A 15,613-nucleotide genomic window follows, 5' to 3' on the forward strand; every position below is an offset into this window, starting at 1 on the left:
TCACTGCCAGCCTAGTGTTGGAAGCAGATTTTTCTTGGGCTCGGAACGAGCCGGTCCCTTCACCGGTCGGCGAGAACAGCCACGAGATCCTTCAAGCCGGTTATCTTGACATTTGCCTGAGACGCCTCGGGCCGCCGCGCAGGCACGAATCCCCAAGGACTGCGAATGAGAGCCACCGCGAACAGCCCGGCCTGCCTTGATGGAAGCACATCATTGTCGCGCCAGCCCCCCAACAGGCGGATGATGCATATGGTCGGCCACGACGCCGCATTTTCAGAGCGCCGCTGCCGCTTCCTCCGGTTGGTTGCCAGCTATACCCTACAGCAGGGCTGCCGTTCATACTCGGCACACACAACAATGCCAATGCGCACTGCATGGCAATCAAGAAGACGACTTAGATGGAACGCATCTCGTATAGAGCGGTCTCTCCGGGCGCTTCTCGATTGCGTGCTGCGGAATCTCGGATTTCTGCGGGCGTCGTGCCGTAGGTGCGCCGAAACTCCTTGGTAAAGTGGGACGTGTTCACAAAGCCGACATCGAGCGCAACCTCGATGATCGGCTTCTTGCTCGTCAGCAGAATCTGCCTCGCCCGGTCCAACCGGAGGCGACGGAACGCCAGCGCGGGCGACATCCGCGCCTTTTCGGTGAACAGCCGCTCCAGTTGGCGTCTCGAGAGCCCGACCGAGGCGGCAAGCCCATCAATGGTAATCCCGCCTTCAAGATGCTGCTCCATGGTGATCAGCGCGGCCGCGACACGGGAGTCGTTGAAGTGCTCGCAAAGCGGCTGTCGCGTCTGGATGTCGAACTGGGAACGGGCCTTTTCGATCTGCAGCACTTCGAGCGCATTTCGCTCGGCATCCCGGCTGATATGTCGTCTCACGAGTGCGGCGGCGAGGTCGGCGGCACTGCTTCCCCCTGCACACGAGCCGCGCTTGCGCTCCAGGTTGAACAGCCGGTCCGGCCGCACGTCATGATCGGGAAAACGTTCGCGGAACTCATGAAAGTGAAGCCAGCTCACACAGGTCTCGTGTCCTTTCATCAGGCCGGCTTCGGCGAGAATGAAAGAACCGGTGCACAGACCGAGCAAGGGCACCCCTTTGGAAGCGGTGAGTTTGAGAAACCGAATGGTTTCATGGTCAACTGGCTGCTCGACGGTAAGCAGGCCTCCGACGACTGCAATATAATCGAATTGACGAGGATCGACGAAGTCCGAAGTGGGGGCAACCTGAACGCCGCAGCTCGAGGTGATCAGGTGCCTGGTGCTGCCGAGCACCTGCCAATCCGCGAGCACCCGGCCTGATCGGTCGAGCTGGTCGCTTGCCAGGCGCAGGGTGTCGACGAACAGGGCGAAAGCTGACAGCGTGAAGGATCGCGCGAGGACGAAGCCGATTCTCAGCCGACGCGGCCGGGGGACGGCCTCCGATGACAACGATTGAACCGAACGTTCCATTTTTTCTGGCCCTTCTACTTATGTGGTGGCGGGCGAACGTGAATAAGGATAGGTAGCCGGCGCGCAGGCCGAGACATGTCGCGAGACCACTGAGGCGGCCAATGAATTTCCGCTCTGACTGTGTTTGCGCTGCCGGCCGGCAGGACCGCACGCGCAGGCGCAAATCTATTCGCACGGCAGAATGTGCGCGGCCTCGGGACGCCAAGACACCCAGATCTTGGCACCCGGCGACAAATTGAGGTGCTCGAGTTCGTCGTGGCTCTTCTGGGCCTTGATCTCGATGCGCCCTGTGCCTTCGAGATGAATTACCGCCGTGGCACCGACGAACTCCTCACCCACCACCGAGGCTTCTATGCCGTTGTATCCATCGGCCGGTGGCTCACAGCCGAGATGCACCCGGTCGCCCGAGACCACGAAGGTCGCCCTTTCCCCCTTGGCGAGGGGCTTGACCATGTCGGGCGCGACGATGAATTCGCCGGCGGGCGTCGCGATCTTCGCCGTCCTGCCGTTAACGCCTGACACGCTGCCGGCGAAGATGTTGGACGAGCCCAGGAATTCTGCGACGAATCTGGTGCGCGGGGCGCGATAGATTTCCTGCGGGTTGCCGATCTGCTCGATCCGCCCACGGCTCATGATGACGACGCGGTCGGCCATCGAGAAAGCTTCCGATTGGCTGTGCGTGACATAAACGAAGGTGATGCCGAGCTCCCGCTGGAGGTTGGAAAGTACCGTTTGCATGCGTACCTTGAGATGCGCGTCGAGCGCCGACAACGGCTCGTCGAGGAGCAGGATTTCCGGCTCCGTCACCAGCGAGCGGGCGAGCGCGACGCGCTGGCGCTGGCCGCCCGAAAGATGCGCCACATTGCGGTCGGCGAATTCGGTGATCTGCATCCGCTCCAGCCACTTGTCGACGCGCTTGCGGCGCCCGGCCTTGTCCACGCCGCGCATGCGAAGGCTGAACTCGACGTTCTCGCGCACGGTCAGGAACGGGAACAGCGCGAGACTTTGCCACACCATCGGCGTATCGCGTCGCCAGGTCGGCAGGTCGTTGATGCGCTTTCCGGCGAGACGGATCTCGCCTTCGCTCGGCGCTTCGAGGCCGGCCAGCATGCGCAGCGTCGTGGTCTTGCCGCAACCGCTGGAGCCCATGATGGCGAGGAACTCGCCCTTGCGGATTTCGAAATCGGTCTTCTCGACGGCAACGAAACTGCCGAACCGTTTGACGACACAGTCGAAGACAACGAGAGCCTTGTCGGTCATGACACCTGTACTCCGGCTAGGTCGGCGGCCGCCTTGGGCGCACCGCTGCGTTTCATGAGGAGGGTCTGAGCAAGCACCACCAGCGTCATCGAGGCGATGAAGACAAAGGTGCCGATGACATTGATGCGTGGACTGACCTGCCCCTGCAGGAAACCGAGCACCTTGACGGGCAGCGTCTCATTGAGGCCCGAGACGAACCAGGCGACGGCGAACTCGTCGAAGGACACTGCCATGGTGATGAACAACGCCGCAAAGATCGCCGGCCGGCAGAAGGGTATGATGACGTGGCGCATCGCCATCCATTCAGACGCGCCGAGGTTCCATGCCGCTGCCTCCAGAGAAGGATCCATCTGCGAAAGCCGCAGCCGCACGATGGCCATGGCGAAAGGGGCGCACATCACCACATGGGCGATAATGACCGAATGGATGGCGCCCGACAGGCTGATGTTGGAAAGGAAGGCGAGCATCGCAAGACCCAGGATGACCACCGGGATGGTTGGCGGTAGCAGCGCCAGCGCCACGTAGAAGGTCTTGCCGAAGAATTTGTAGCGAAAGTCGGTATAGGCGGCGCCGAAGCCGATGGCCGTCGCCAACACCGACACTACCAGACCGGCCGTCAGCGTGTTGCGCAGCCCTTCCCAGACAAGCGGATCGGCGGCCACGGTCTCGTACCAAATGGTCGAGAAGCCGCCGAGCGGAAGCGAGGGGAAACGGTCGACGTTGAAGGAGAAGACGAAGCTTGCGGCGATCGGCGCAAAGATGAAGGCGAAGGCCAGCAACACGTAGAACCTCAGTGCCCAGTCGATCAGGCGGTTGCGGTTGAAGCCACTCATTGTCCGCTCTCCTTGTAGGCATAGCTCACCGCAGCGAAGGCGACCGCGAGCAGCGTTGCGATCATCGTGAGGGCAATCACTGCCGCCCGCGGCCATTGCTGACCCGATTTGGTGGTGTCGGTGATCAGGATGGAAAGCGTCGGCGGGTCGCCGCCGCCCAGGTAGAGGGGGCTGACGAAGTCGCCGAAGGTCAGGATGAAGCAGAACAGAGCGGCGATGACGAGGCCGATCTTGGCCGACGGCACGATGACCTCGAAGACGGTGCGCACGCGCCCGCAGCGCAGGTTGTGCGCCGCCTCGATCAGCGTCCTGTCAACGAAGATCAGGCTGAACAGTTGCAGGAGCACGACCAGCGGGAAACTCAGAGTCAGATAGCCGACCATCGTCCCGAACACCGAATTGAGCATCCCGAACGACCCGAGCCCGACCCGGGCGAACAGGGCGTTGATGATGCCGTTATCGGACAGGAAGATCTGCCAGGAATAGACACGCACCAGATAGCTGGTGAAGAAGGGGATGACCATCAGGAAGATGGCCCAGCGCCGCGCGGTATCCGAAAGCTTGAAGGCGATCGCATAGGCGCAGGGAAAGGCCAGCGCGCTGGAGATGACGGCTGCCGATGTGGCCAGTGCGAAGGTGCGCAGGTAGGCATCCCAGAAGACGCCGCGGCCGAGCATCCTGACCCAGTTGACGGTGTCGAAGTCCGGTTCCATGCGGAAATTCTTGACCGTCCAGAAGCTGAGCGCGATCAGGAACAGCAGCGGCGCGAGGAAGAACATCACCTGCCAGACCAGCATCGGCAGCGAGAAGGTCAATCCGTAGAGAGTGATCGATTTCCGCATCGTGTCGGTTCCATGCTCACACGAGCGCGCGGCCCAGCCCGCGCTGAATTGATTGTCGGAATGACCGGATGGGCGCCCGCAAACGGTTGCGGCATGCAAGCCTTTCGGCGCGCCGCTCAAGAGCCCTTGTATTCCGACCAGAAGTCGTTCCAATCCTCGAGGCTCTGCTGAACCGGTAACTGCCGGTACTTGATGCGGCCGTTGCGGATCAGGTCCATGACGTTGCTCTCACTGAGCATCATACCCTGGCGCTTGGCTTCCTCCGGCGTTTCCTTCGCCAACAATTCCCACCCCTTCTGGTTTGGGATTAGCGCCGGATAGGCCGCCATGTTCGCAGACTTCACCTGGCCTTGAGCCGAGGTGATGTACTGGATCCATTTTCTGGCGAGCTCCGCTTTGGTCGAGCCCTTGCCGATCGAGAAGGATTCGGTCCACTGCAGGCCACCCTCTTCGGGGATGACGCTGCGTACCTTGGCGCCGTTCTTCTCCAGCGTACCGGTGATCCAGTCGCCGATGCCGGCCATGGCCAGCATCTGACCGTTCTGCAGCGACGAGAAGGTGCCGCCATAGTCGAAGAAGCCGCCAATCTGCGGACGCAGCGTCGTCACTTTCTCCTGCAGCTTGCCCCAGGCCGTCTCATCGATGTCGTAGGGCGAGGCGTTGCCTCCGAGCAGGCCGATCTGGCCGAGATTGGGCAGGTGCCAGTCGAAGTGCCCAACCTTGCCCTTCAGCTTCTCGGCCCAATAGACGTTGTACGTAGAGGCTTCCTTTTCGGTCAGCGCCTCGGTGTTATAGGCGACACCCAGAAAGCCGAAGCGGGTGAGCACCGAATAGAGCTTGCCGTCCTGCCAATGGCCGGCGAATTGCTGGAATTCGGGGAAATAGTCGTCGAAGTCATAATCCTTCGGATCGAGCTCCTCGATGTAGCCGGCAGCATTGAGCTGCTGCACATATTCGGCGTCGGAAAGGATGACATCGAAGGTGCCGGGAGGTGACTGCGCGATGAGCCCCAGCATGTTGTCGCCGCCGGTATAGTATTTCGGCTTGAACTTGACGTTGTTTTCAGCCTCGAATTCGGCAACAACATCGGGCTCGGAGTGTCCATACCAAGCGAGCATGTTGAGCTCGACCGGTGCGGCGAAGGCAAGCCTGCCGAGATACGGCGTTGCCAAAAGCCCACCGCCGACAACGGTTGCACTCTTTAAAAATTCGCGTCGCGTCGGACGCCCTGCCGAAGTGCCCTTGTGGGTCATCGCATTCCCCTTTCGTTGTTATTGCCGAAAGGGTATGGAAGGCGAACCCATTTGAAAAATTAATTGTAGTTATTTTCCCATTTGCGTCACTTATTGATAATCAAGCCCCACATGGCCGCGTGCCGGATCCCCGGAGACGCCCGTCTCGTCCAGCCGGGCAATCACGTGGTTGACCAGGCGAATACCCGCCTCCGACAGGCGCGGGTGTTTGTAGAACAGGCCAACCCGGATTTCGTCCAGCGGCGGAAAGCCGTCGGAATCGTCCAATGCCCGCATGCCGGGCAACATAGTGTATCGGGTCAGCGCACTCACACCGAGACCGTTGACCACCGCGTTCTGCAGCCCGGCGATGCCAGAACCGGTATAGGCGACGCGCCAGCGAATGTGAGCCGCATCGAGCGCCTGGATCATCCGCGACCTGTAGGCGCAGCCCTCCGGATGGGCGGCGAGCGGAATGCCAGCCGACGGATCGAAGCTGACGTCTTCCGCGGCGGCCCAGATCGGCCGCTCGATCCACGAGCGGGACAGAAATTGCGCGCGGTCGTTGTTAACCATCGCGACGGCGAGATCGAGCTCGTCCGCCCGCAGCCGCTCCAGGATCTCCACGCTCCAACCGCAATAGATCTCAAGCGAGATGTCAGGATGCTGGCGGGTGTACTCCGTGATGACACCCTGCAGGAAGGCGACGGCATAGTCGTTCGGCAAGCCGACGCGAAGCACGCCCGAGATGGTGGCCCGGTTGAAATAGGATGCGACCTCGTCGTTGAGCCGCAGTATTTCGCGGGCATAGCTCAGCAGCATCTCGCCTTCGCTGGTCAGCATCAGGGTGCGCCCCACCTGCTTGATGATGGGTGCGCCGACCAGTTCCTCAAGTCTGCGTATCTGAAGCGAGATCGCCGGCTGCGTGCGGCCGAGAGCGTCTCCGGCTTTGGTGAAGGCACCGAGATCGACAACCGATACGAAGGTGCGGAGCAGGTCGGTCTGAAAGTTGATTATCTTGCGCATTGATTTCAATTCCTCATACGAGGATGACTATTATAAATTTCCCATATCATGCGAACGGCTTCAAATCATCGGGTGATGAGTCAAATTGGGAGATCACCATGCCTCAGCAGTCTGTCTTTGCCGCCGAGCTTTCCTGGCCCGACTATGACGAACGTGTCCGCAACGGCACCACGCCCATCCTGTTACCGATCGGCTCGATGGAGCAGCATGGCCACCATATGCCGATGAACGTCGACGTGCTGCTGCCGGTCGAATTCGCCCGCCGCGTTGCTGGCCGCATCGGCGCACTGGTGGCGCCGCCGTTCACCTATGGCTATAAGTCGCACCAGAAGTCCGGTGGCGGCAATCATCTGCCCGGCACCACCAGCCTTGACGGTGCGACCTTGGTGGCTGCTTTGCGCGATGTCATCAAGGAGTTCGCGCGCCACGGCGTGCGCCGCATCTGCCTGGTGAACGGCCATTTCGAGAATTCATGGTTCATCGTCGAGGGCATTGACCTGGCCCTGCGCGAGTTGAAATGGGGCGGCATCGAGGACATGAAGATCGTCGTGCTGTCCTATTGGGACTTCGTTGACAAAGCAACGATCGCTCGACTCTATCCAAACGGCTTTGCGGGTTGGGATCTCGAACATGGCGGCGTTCTGGAAACCTCGCTTATGCTGGCCCTTTACCCGAAGCAGGTGAGACTCGAGCGCGCCGTAGACCACGCGCCGGCAAGTTTCCCGCCATACGACGTCTATCCGCCCAAGCCGGAGTGGACGCCCGTCAGCGGCACGCTGTCTTCGCCCAAGGAAGCCTCCGCGGAAAAGGGCGAGATTCTCCTGGAGGTCTGCGTCGACGGCATCGTCAAGGCGCTCGAGAGCGAATTTCCACGCTGACGCCGTGCCCGCCGCTATGCCGCAAGCCCATCCATCAGGATCGGGAAAGGCCTTCCTGGCTTGCAACATGAGACGCGAGACCCACCCTCCCCGCCTCTTGCGCAGGCCGCCGGCTGATCCGGCAAATATCGTAATGAAACACAAAGGGTTCGCGGTGGACCGGCAATGCCGGTCCACCGTATTCAGGATAAATCATGAACTAACCGAACCGAGATCCCTCAGTTCCTGATGATGTTGTGCTCCGGACCGAAGGGAAAGCCGGTGATGTTCTCGGCGCCGTCTTCCTGGATGATCAGGATGTCATGCTCGCGATAGCCGCCAGCGCCCGGCATGCCCTCGGGCAGCATGACCATCGGTTCCATCGACACCACCATGCCCGGCTCGAGCACCGTGTCGATGTCCTCCCGCAGTTCCACGCCCGCCTCGCGCCCATAATAATGGCACAGCACTCCAAAGGAGTGACCATAGCCGAATGAGCGGTACTTCAGCAGATCCCATTCTTGATACATCTCATTGAGTTCGAGCGCGATGTCCTTGCAGCGCGCGCCAGGCTTGATGAGCTCCAGGCCGCGGCGGTGAACCGCCACGTTCTTCTCCCATATATCGAGGCTGGCATCATCGACACGGTCGCAGAACAGTGTGCGCTCGAGCGCCGTATAGTAACCGAAGATCATCGGGAAGGTGTTCAGCGACAGGATATCGCCCGACTGGATCTTGCGATTGGTCACGGGGTTGTGGGCCCCGTCGGTGTTGATACCAGACTGAAACCAGGTCCAGGTGTCCATCAGTTCAACGAAGGGAAACGACTTGGCGATTTCGCGGATCATCGCGTTCGTGGTGGCGATCGCCACCTCATGCTCCGCCACGCCAGCGCGTACCGCTGCCACGCAGGCCGCACCACCCACGTCGCAGACACGAGCTCCCTCACGGATCAGCTTCTGCTCTTCAGCCGACTTGATCGTGCGCATCCACATCGACGGTTGTCCGACGTCAACGAACTCGACGCCAGGCAGAGCCTCCTCGAGCTGACGGCGGAAATCGACCGAGACATGGTCGAACTCAATGCCGATGCGCCTGGCCCCCGTCGTCAGCTGGCGCACGGCACGATAGAAATTGTCGCGGCGCCAATCAGTGTAGGTAATGTTGTCGCCGAAGCTGCGGCGCCAAGGCTGGCCACCGTCGATGCCGGCCGAGATCGTAGTGGCATTGCTATGGTCGATGACCATCCCGTACTTCCGGCCGAAGTAGCAGTAAAGCCAACCGGAGTAATAGTTGATGCAGTGATAGGAGGTGAATAAGGCCGCATCGACGTCGTTCTTGGCCATCCAGCCGCGTACATCATTCTGGCGGCGCGCCATTTCGGCATCCGAGAATGGCGAGAAATCCTTCTCGCCATTGTGCCATTTCATCACGTGCAACATGTTTTCGGTCATTGCGATACTCCCTTGCTGGCAATGAATGACCGTTACGTTAAATCTCGATATTGGATTAATAAAATTTATTCATCTGATGTCGGCATTTGGTATCTTAATGGGCATGGGCGCAGCCCGAACGACTGCGATCGTTCCGCTGCCGCTGCGCGTGGGCGCAGCGTTCGCCGCAAAAGACTGCATTTGTTATCTTGGATCAGCTTTCTTCACGCATAGGTCGGAGTCGGCGCGTATTCTCAAGCTGACGAGGTTAGGCCATGGCAGACATGAGCCACCGCATCTTCACTGTCTTCGGCGGGACCGGGTTTCTCGGGCGCCGCATTGTTCGGCATCTCCGCAGCGGCGGGTGTTCCGTTCGGATTGCAACAAGGCATCCGGATAAAGGCAAGAAGCTGTTTGGTTCCGATGATCCGCAGCTTCAATCGATCGAAGCCGACATCCACCACGAGCGCTCGATCGCCGACGCGCTTGGCGGCGCTCACGGTGTCGTCAATGCCGTCAGCCTTTATGTCGAACGCGGACGGCAGACCTTTCATTCCGTGCACGTCGAGGCGGCCCAGCGGGTAGCAGCTCAAGCACGCCGAGCCGGCGTCGAACGGCTCGTCCACGTTTCCGGAATCGGGGCGGATGCTGCCTCGTCATCGCGCTATATTCGCAAGCGTGGCGAAGGCGAACTGGCGGTTCGCGCCGCGTTTGCAGACGCCATATTGATCCGCCCGGCGGTGATGTTCGGGCCGGATGATGCGTTTCTCACCAACATCCTCAAACTTCTCCGCCGGCTTCCCGTCTATCCGATATTCGGCCGCGGCCTGACGAAATTGCAGCCGGCCTATGCCGACGATGTGGCGGAGGCGATCACGAGAGTGCTGCAGGGGGCCAAACCACATACGATCACATATGAATGCGGCGGTCCTCGCGTCTACTCGTACGCGCAGTTTCTTAAAGCCGTTGCGCACGAAGCCGGTCTTAGACCCATACTGCTTCCCGTGCCATTTGCCGCTTGGCAGGTACTGGCACGGGCGTTGGAATTGCTTCCCAGCCCGCCCGTCACCCGGAACCAGGTGGAACTGATGCAGGTCGACAATGTGTCATCGCCCGAGATGCCCGGATTTGCAGAGCTTGGAGTTTCGCCGCACTCCGTCGAGGAAATTCTCAAGGGCATGTTGCGGGACCCGCTGACTACTTAACTGAGGCCCGAGGCCGCGAGTGGCTACAGCGCGTTTGAGTCCGCAAGCTCTGCAATCCGCTTGCGAAGAAACGCTCTCTCCGGTTGCTGACGGCAGAGATCGAGGGCGGCCTGGTAGGCGAACCGCGCGTCGTGGAAACGCCCGAGCTGGCGAAGGAAATCGGCGCGGGCCGCATAGGCGAGATGATAGGTCCGCAGTTCGCCCCTCGACAAGATCGCTTCCACAATCTCGAGCCCTGCCGCCGGTCCCTTGCACATGGCAATGGCCACGGCACGGTTGAGTTCGACGATGGGAGATGGCCAGGCAAGCAGAAGCAGATCGTAGTGGGCGACGATGCGGCGCCAGTCGGTCTCTTTCGCAGTCCGCGCCCTCGCATGTTCCGCAGCGATGGCCGCCTGCAAGGCATAGTAGCCGATGGTCCGTCCGCGGGATGCCGTCTCGACCAGGGCAAGGCCCTCCCGGATCATTTCCGCATCCCAAAGCGAACGGTCCTGGTCGGCAAGCAGGACGATCTCGCCGGAGTTCCCCCGCCTCGCGGTCCGCCGCGACTCCTGCAACAGCATAAGGGCGAGCAGTCCCGAAACTTCGGCGTCCGGGAGAAGGGCCTGGAGCGTTCGGCAGAGGCGAATGGCCTCGACGGTCAGATCCGCTCTGGTGAACTCTCCTCCGGAGGAGGCCGAGTAGCCCTCGTTGAATACCAGATAGATGACGTGCAGGACGCCCTGAAGCCGGTCAGGCAGTTCGGCCTCATCGGGCACTTCGTAGGGGGTGGCCGCCGAGCGGATGCGGTTCTTCGCGCGAACGATCCGCTGCGCGACCGTGGCTGCGGGCATCAGGAAAGCATGCGCGATCTCTTCGGTCGTCAGCCCGCATATTTCCCTCAAGGACATGGCGATCTGCGCGTCCGCTGGAATGACGGGGTGGCAACAGGTGAAGATCAGGCGCAGCATGTCATCGTCGATAATCTCGAAGTTCCCCACTTCCACGGCGGCGGCCGGATAGAGACTGTCCTCGACATCCTTCGCTCGAGCCTCGAAACGCGAACGTCTCCTCAGATGATCGATGGCCCGGAACCGCCCGGTCGAAACCAGCCATGCAGACGGGTTCGAGGGAACGCCATCGCGTGGCCAGCTTCGCGCCGCTTCGACGAATGCGTCATGCAGCGCCTCCTCCGCCCGATCGAAATCACCGAGCAGCCGGATCAAAGTTGCCAGCACCTTTCGGGATTGCGAACGGTAGATGTCGTCGATCAGCTTCTGCATGAAACATCTTTCGCCTTGTCAGTCCTTCTCCATGATGGAGTAAGCCGGGCGCACCTCCAGAGCGGCGAACCTCGCAAGTGGTGAACGGCTGGCGATGTGGAGGGCTTCGTCCATGCTTTCGGCCTTGAAGAGAATGATGCCACCGAGGAATTCCTTGATCTCGGCGAAGGGCCCGTCGGTGACCGAGACCTTGCCGTCGCGCGTGCGCACTGTTTTTGCGGTTGCCGGTGCCCGCAGAGCCTGAGCAAGGATCAGGTGGCCACCTTCGGCGAGCCCATCGTCGTAGGCCCTGCAGTCCGAGGTGAGCTTTTGCTGCTCCTCCTCGGACAGATCCTCGATTGCCGAGGTTTCGAACCATATCTGGCAAAGATAGTTCATCGCCCCCTCCTTAGGAATGATCGTCGAAATCAAGGATCGGCCGCACCTCTATGCTGCCGAGCTTCGCGAGCGGGATGCCCGCGGCGATGCGGATCGCCTCGTTTAAATCCTTCGCCTCGACGAGGATGAACCCGGCGATCTGCTCCTTGCTTTCGGCGAATGGGCCGTCGGTCACCGAGATTTCGGCCTGACGCACTCGAACCACGACCGAATTCGACGGCGGCTGCAGTGCCTCGGCCGCAACCATATGGCCGCGCCTGGCGAGATCCTCATCGTATGCCAGGGAGTTCCGGTCGAGTTGGACCTGCTCCTCCTTGGACAAAGCCTCGAAGGTCCCCTCTTCGCACCAGACCAGACATAGATATTTCATACTGCGTTCCTCCTGTGGTTGACAGCCTGTTGACGATCAGCCCGGGCAGGTTTCGACAGAGCCCAGAAATTTTTCTGCGATCTGGCGAGCGCATGTCGAAATGCGATGCCGCCCTTCGACCATTGGTCGTCAATCCTCAGAAGGAGCGCCGGCCATGACCATCCTTGATGCCGCACTTTCAATTCAGATCCTCATGCGAGGCCAAGGGCTGAATGACATCAAAAATGGGGAGAGCCGCCGCGTTTTCTGGCGACTATGCGCTTTCGTGGCGATCCTGGCTACCACGGTCGGCGCGCTTGAAATCGCCACGCCGAAATCGCGGCTCGTCGCCGACCATGAGATGCTGCGCCTCATTTCAGCGGCAGTGCCAATCCCCGCTTCAGCGTCTTCAGGACGACATTCGTGGTGAATTTGCGGATGTTGGGGTTTTCGTTCATCAGCCGCTCGGCGAGCAGATCGAATTCCTGGATCGAGCCGCATACGACGACGAGCGTATAGTCGCCGCGGCCGGTGATGCACCAAGCCTCCTGGACTTCGGGCGTTCTCGCGATCCATTGGTGCAGATTGACCATCAGTTCCGGCCGATCCCGCTCGAGCTCGAGTTCCACAAGCAGGGTCGCGCCGAAGCCGAGCTTTTTTGGATCGATGATGGAGACGTCACCAAGAATGATTTTCTCCGCACGCAAGCGCTGCAAGCGCCGCTGCGCCGACGATGTCGACAGGCCAGCCTTCATCGCAATCTCGTCGATCGTAGCCCGGGCATTCTCCTGCACGGTGCGCAGGATGGCCCGGTCGGTTGCCGTGAGCTTTGTGGGTGAAATATTCATTTTTTCATCCAATTAGGGAGATTCACTCGATCCTTGAACACTTCACTGCGACACTTTCCCAAGCAAGGCATCTATGCTGCCGCCATGACTGATTTGCAACATCTCCCCAGCGTCGACGGCATCCTTACCGCCTATGATGCAATCGATCCGCTCTTCCTGAACACGCCCCTGGTGCGGCACGCCGCGGCCGACGAGGCGCTCGGGCTGGAGTTCCATGCTAAGGTGGAAACGCTGAACCCGATCCGCGCCTTCAAGGGACGCGGCACCGACTGGCTTCTCGAGACGATGCCTGCCTCCGAGGCACCGCTCGTCACCGCTTCGGCCGGAAACTTCGGTCAAGGGCTCGCCTATGCCGCCGCCAAGCGGGGTCGCAAAGCGGTCATCTTCGCGGCGACGACCGCCAACCCGCTGAAGATCGTCGCCATGCGGCGCCTCGGCGCCGCGGTGCATCTGCATGGAGACGATTTCGACGCGGCTAAGACGGAGGCACGCCGCTTCGCCGAAGCAAAGACATATGCCTTCGTCGAGGATGGGGCGCATGGAGCAATCGCCGAGGGCGCGGGCACAATTGCGCTTGAGATCACGCGGCAGGCGGAACAGCGCGGCACGGCTTTCGACGCCATCCTCGTGCCGCTCGGCAACGGCGCGCTGCTGACCGGCGTCGGCACGTGGCTCAAGGCGCAGATGCCCTCGTGCCGCGTCATCGGCATCGTCGCCGAGGCCGCCCCTGCCATGCTGCTCTCCTGGCAGCGCGACGCTTTGATCAGCACACCTTCGGCACCGACGATCGCGGACGGTATCGCCGTTCGCGAGCCGATCCGATACGCACTCGCTTCGATGAAGGCAACCGTCGATGACGTCTGGACGGTCGGCGAGAATTCCATTCGCGCTGCCATGCGCTTCTGCCATACGCATTACGGTCTCGTCGTCGAACCGGCTGGCGCTGCCGGCGTGGCCGCGGCGCTCGAACACCGGGAAGAGCTCGCCGGGCAATCCGTGGCGACGATTCTGTGTGGCGGCAATCTGACACCGGAGCAGATGCGCGACTACCTTTGCGACGATCCGGTTGAACTGACCCGTCGCGCTCGTATTACTTAGCCTCGATCCCAATACGGGCGTAGGCTTCGGGCGGGGCATCATTGGCGCGCATGAGATCCTGCATGAGACGGATCATTGCCTCCTCGGCCTCCGGGGAAGAGATGGGCGAATCCTGTCCGGGATCATCGGCGAGGTCGTAGAGCCGGGTTTCGCTCTCAAGGAGCGCGCCGGGACCGTAGTTGTCGAACATCGGCGACCGCTTGATCACCGGTATCTTGAGAATGGGCGCCCCCTTCGTGAAGGGCATCGGCTGTGCCAGCGAAGCTCCGGCGAGTTCCTCCGGCGTGAACGGCTCCCAGATGTGCGTCGGCATCAGTGTGTATTGATAGAGCTCCTGCGCGCGAGGATCGGGTGGAAAGCGATGATAGGTATAGCGCCCATCGGTCACGTTGATCGCACCGCCGAAATAGCCGAATAGCGCGCCGTCCCGCAGCACGCCATCGGCGTCGAGCAGAGGCAGCAGGGAACGTCCCTGCATCTCGGCAGGGGCCGGCACGCCGAACAGATCGAGAAAGGTCGGCGCGAGATCGATGGTCTGGGTCAGGGCCGATCGCCGGACGCCGGCGCTTGCCCGTCGCCGCGGATCGTAGACGAAGAGCGGGATGTGTACGATCTCCTCATACATGTTCATCCGGTTCTTCGCCCAGAAATCATGCTCGCCAAGAAGAAAACCGTGGTCGGTGGTGACGACAAGCGCGGTATCGCGCCAGAGGTCATGCTGATCGAAATAATCGAGAAGCTCTCCGATGAGAACATCGCAGAGCGCAACGACGGCGTAGTAATTGGCGCGCAGTTCCTCGCATTCTTCCGGCAGCTCGTCGACGCGGCCATAGCGCGGCCAATCGCGAACCGGACCGTTCCAGCCCGTGGTGAATGCGTCGCGAAATCGCTGGGGCGCCGTGAAAGGTTCATGCGGATCGAACGTCTCGATCTGCAGGAACCAGTTGTCCGCAGCCCGGTTTCGCTCGAGAAACTCCATACCGGTGGCGAAGCAGCGCACCGACGGGAACTCACTCTCCTCCCTGATGAACTCGCGGTTCGCGATGTTGCGGCGAAACTTGTCGCGTGCCGTCTCGCTGAATTGCCGCTCATGATACATCTGGCGCAGCCGCTCCCATGGTGGCTGCACCATCGCCTTCCAGGGGTCGCCCTCCTGCCCGCGGATGAAATCGTAGCTGTCATACCGGGTGTGATAGGTCGCGCCGCCGTCTTCGAAATAGTGGAAGTGATCGGTGACGAGGTGGCTGTACGCGCCGGCCCGGCACAGCATCTCGGGGAAGGAGTTGTCGAACGGCTCAAGCGGTCCCCAGCTCCTGTGGAGAAAGCTGAGCCGCCCTGTCTGCAGGTCGCGACGCGCCGGCATGCAGGGCAGGCTGCCGACGTAGTGGCGCTCGAACGTGGTCGCGCGCTCTGGCAAGCGGTCGAAATTGGGCGTCGGCAGACGCCTCCCTCCATATGGGGCGAGTACGTGTCGGTTGAGCGAGTCAAAAAGCACGAAAACGGCCTTCATCGTCCCGCGGCCTTCCCAAATAAAGCGGCT

Annotated in this window: 16 protein-coding genes; 4 read left to right on the top strand and 12 right to left on the bottom strand. The window is 61.1% G+C overall.

Annotated features, from left to right (window positions below):
• Positions 1 to 394: 394 nt before the first annotated feature.
• From AC4P1R_RS22700 to AC4P1R_RS22725, 6 genes are all read right to left on the bottom strand, one after another.
• Positions 395 to 1,450: a GlxA family transcriptional regulator gene (locus AC4P1R_RS22700; protein ID WP_492177926.1), complete on the bottom strand. Its 1,056-nt coding sequence runs from the start codon at positions 1,448 to 1,450 to the stop codon at positions 395 to 397.
• 165 nt (positions 1,451 to 1,615) lie between these two features.
• Positions 1,616 to 2,710, bottom strand: a complete 1,095-nt coding sequence (locus tag AC4P1R_RS22705) for an ABC transporter ATP-binding protein (RefSeq protein ID WP_225191617.1) — start codon at positions 2,708 to 2,710, stop codon at positions 1,616 to 1,618.
• Positions 2,707 to 3,543, bottom strand: coding sequence for an ABC transporter permease (locus tag AC4P1R_RS22710; RefSeq protein ID WP_492177927.1), 837 nt, complete (start codon positions 3,541 to 3,543; stop codon positions 2,707 to 2,709). The genes AC4P1R_RS22705 and AC4P1R_RS22710 overlap by 4 nt, the downstream gene beginning before the upstream one ends.
• Positions 3,540 to 4,385 (bottom strand): ABC transporter permease, encoded by an 846-nt coding sequence (locus AC4P1R_RS22715; protein WP_492177928.1) that lies wholly within the window; start codon positions 4,383 to 4,385, stop codon positions 3,540 to 3,542. Before AC4P1R_RS22715 ends, AC4P1R_RS22710 begins: the two co-directional genes overlap by 4 nt.
• A gap of 116 nt (positions 4,386 to 4,501) precedes the next feature.
• Positions 4,502 to 5,638, bottom strand: coding sequence for an extracellular solute-binding protein (locus AC4P1R_RS22720; protein WP_492177929.1), 1,137 nt, complete (start codon positions 5,636 to 5,638; stop codon positions 4,502 to 4,504).
• Between the two features lie 90 nt (positions 5,639 to 5,728).
• Positions 5,729 to 6,643 carry a LysR substrate-binding domain-containing protein gene (locus tag AC4P1R_RS22725; RefSeq protein WP_492177930.1) on the bottom strand — a complete coding sequence of 305 codons (915 nt, stop codon included), beginning with the start codon at positions 6,641 to 6,643 and terminating at the stop codon, positions 5,729 to 5,731.
• A gap of 98 nt (positions 6,644 to 6,741) precedes the next feature.
• Between AC4P1R_RS22725 and AC4P1R_RS22730 the strand changes: the two genes are divergently transcribed.
• Positions 6,742 to 7,521, top strand: coding sequence for a creatininase (locus AC4P1R_RS22730; protein WP_151612606.1), 780 nt, complete (start codon positions 6,742 to 6,744; stop codon positions 7,519 to 7,521).
• Positions 7,522 to 7,739: 218 nt separating this feature from the next.
• Here AC4P1R_RS22730 and AC4P1R_RS22735 read toward each other — a convergent pair whose 3' ends face one another.
• Positions 7,740 to 8,954, bottom strand: a complete 1,215-nt coding sequence (locus tag AC4P1R_RS22735; protein ID WP_069457682.1) for a M24 family metallopeptidase — start codon at positions 8,952 to 8,954, stop codon at positions 7,740 to 7,742.
• A gap of 254 nt (positions 8,955 to 9,208) precedes the next feature.
• Between AC4P1R_RS22735 and AC4P1R_RS22740 the strand changes: the two genes are divergently transcribed.
• The gene (locus AC4P1R_RS22740; protein ID WP_083265272.1) at positions 9,209 to 10,138 is read left to right on the top strand and encodes a complex I NDUFA9 subunit family protein; all 930 of its coding nucleotides are present in this window, start codon (positions 9,209 to 9,211) and stop codon (positions 10,136 to 10,138) included.
• 23 nt (positions 10,139 to 10,161) lie between these two features.
• Here AC4P1R_RS22740 and AC4P1R_RS22745 read toward each other — a convergent pair whose 3' ends face one another.
• Genes AC4P1R_RS22745 through AC4P1R_RS22755 form a run of 3 tightly spaced genes read right to left on the bottom strand, consistent with a single transcriptional unit; the run spans position 10,162 to position 12,148 of the window.
• On the bottom strand, positions 10,162 to 11,400 hold the full coding sequence (locus AC4P1R_RS22745; protein ID WP_151612608.1) for an RNA polymerase sigma factor: 1,239 nt from the start codon (positions 11,398 to 11,400) through the stop codon (positions 10,162 to 10,164).
• Positions 11,401 to 11,418: 18 nt separating this feature from the next.
• On the bottom strand, positions 11,419 to 11,778 hold the full coding sequence (locus AC4P1R_RS22750) for a YciI family protein (RefSeq protein WP_069457680.1): 360 nt from the start codon (positions 11,776 to 11,778) through the stop codon (positions 11,419 to 11,421).
• A gap of 10 nt (positions 11,779 to 11,788) precedes the next feature.
• Positions 11,789 to 12,148 (bottom strand): YciI family protein, encoded by a 360-nt coding sequence (locus tag AC4P1R_RS22755; RefSeq protein WP_069457679.1) that lies wholly within the window; start codon positions 12,146 to 12,148, stop codon positions 11,789 to 11,791.
• A gap of 154 nt (positions 12,149 to 12,302) precedes the next feature.
• Here AC4P1R_RS22755 and AC4P1R_RS22760 point away from each other — a divergent pair, with 154 nt between their 5' ends.
• On the top strand, positions 12,303 to 12,557 hold the full coding sequence (locus tag AC4P1R_RS22760) for a hypothetical protein (protein WP_131820476.1): 255 nt from the start codon (positions 12,303 to 12,305) through the stop codon (positions 12,555 to 12,557).
• On the opposite strand, the gene AC4P1R_RS22765 is transcribed toward AC4P1R_RS22760, so the two are convergent.
• Complete coding sequence (locus AC4P1R_RS22765) at positions 12,499 to 12,975, bottom strand: Lrp/AsnC family transcriptional regulator (RefSeq protein WP_069457678.1); 477 nt, start codon at positions 12,973 to 12,975, stop codon at positions 12,499 to 12,501. The two genes, AC4P1R_RS22760 and AC4P1R_RS22765, sit on opposite strands and share 59 nt — an antisense overlap.
• Positions 12,976 to 13,059: 84 nt before the next feature.
• Between AC4P1R_RS22765 and AC4P1R_RS22770 the strand changes: the two genes are divergently transcribed.
• Complete coding sequence (locus AC4P1R_RS22770) at positions 13,060 to 14,073, top strand: threonine ammonia-lyase (protein WP_151612612.1); 1,014 nt, start codon at positions 13,060 to 13,062, stop codon at positions 14,071 to 14,073.
• Here the strand turns inward: AC4P1R_RS22770 and AC4P1R_RS22775 are convergent.
• A complete protein-coding gene (locus AC4P1R_RS22775; protein WP_069457701.1) occupies positions 14,066 to 15,583 on the bottom strand; it encodes a sulfatase family protein in 1,518 nt (505 codons plus the stop codon). The two genes, AC4P1R_RS22770 and AC4P1R_RS22775, sit on opposite strands and share 8 nt — an antisense overlap.
• Positions 15,584 to 15,613 lie beyond the last annotated feature (30 nt).

Source organism: Sinorhizobium sp. Y406 (assembly GCF_058732025.1).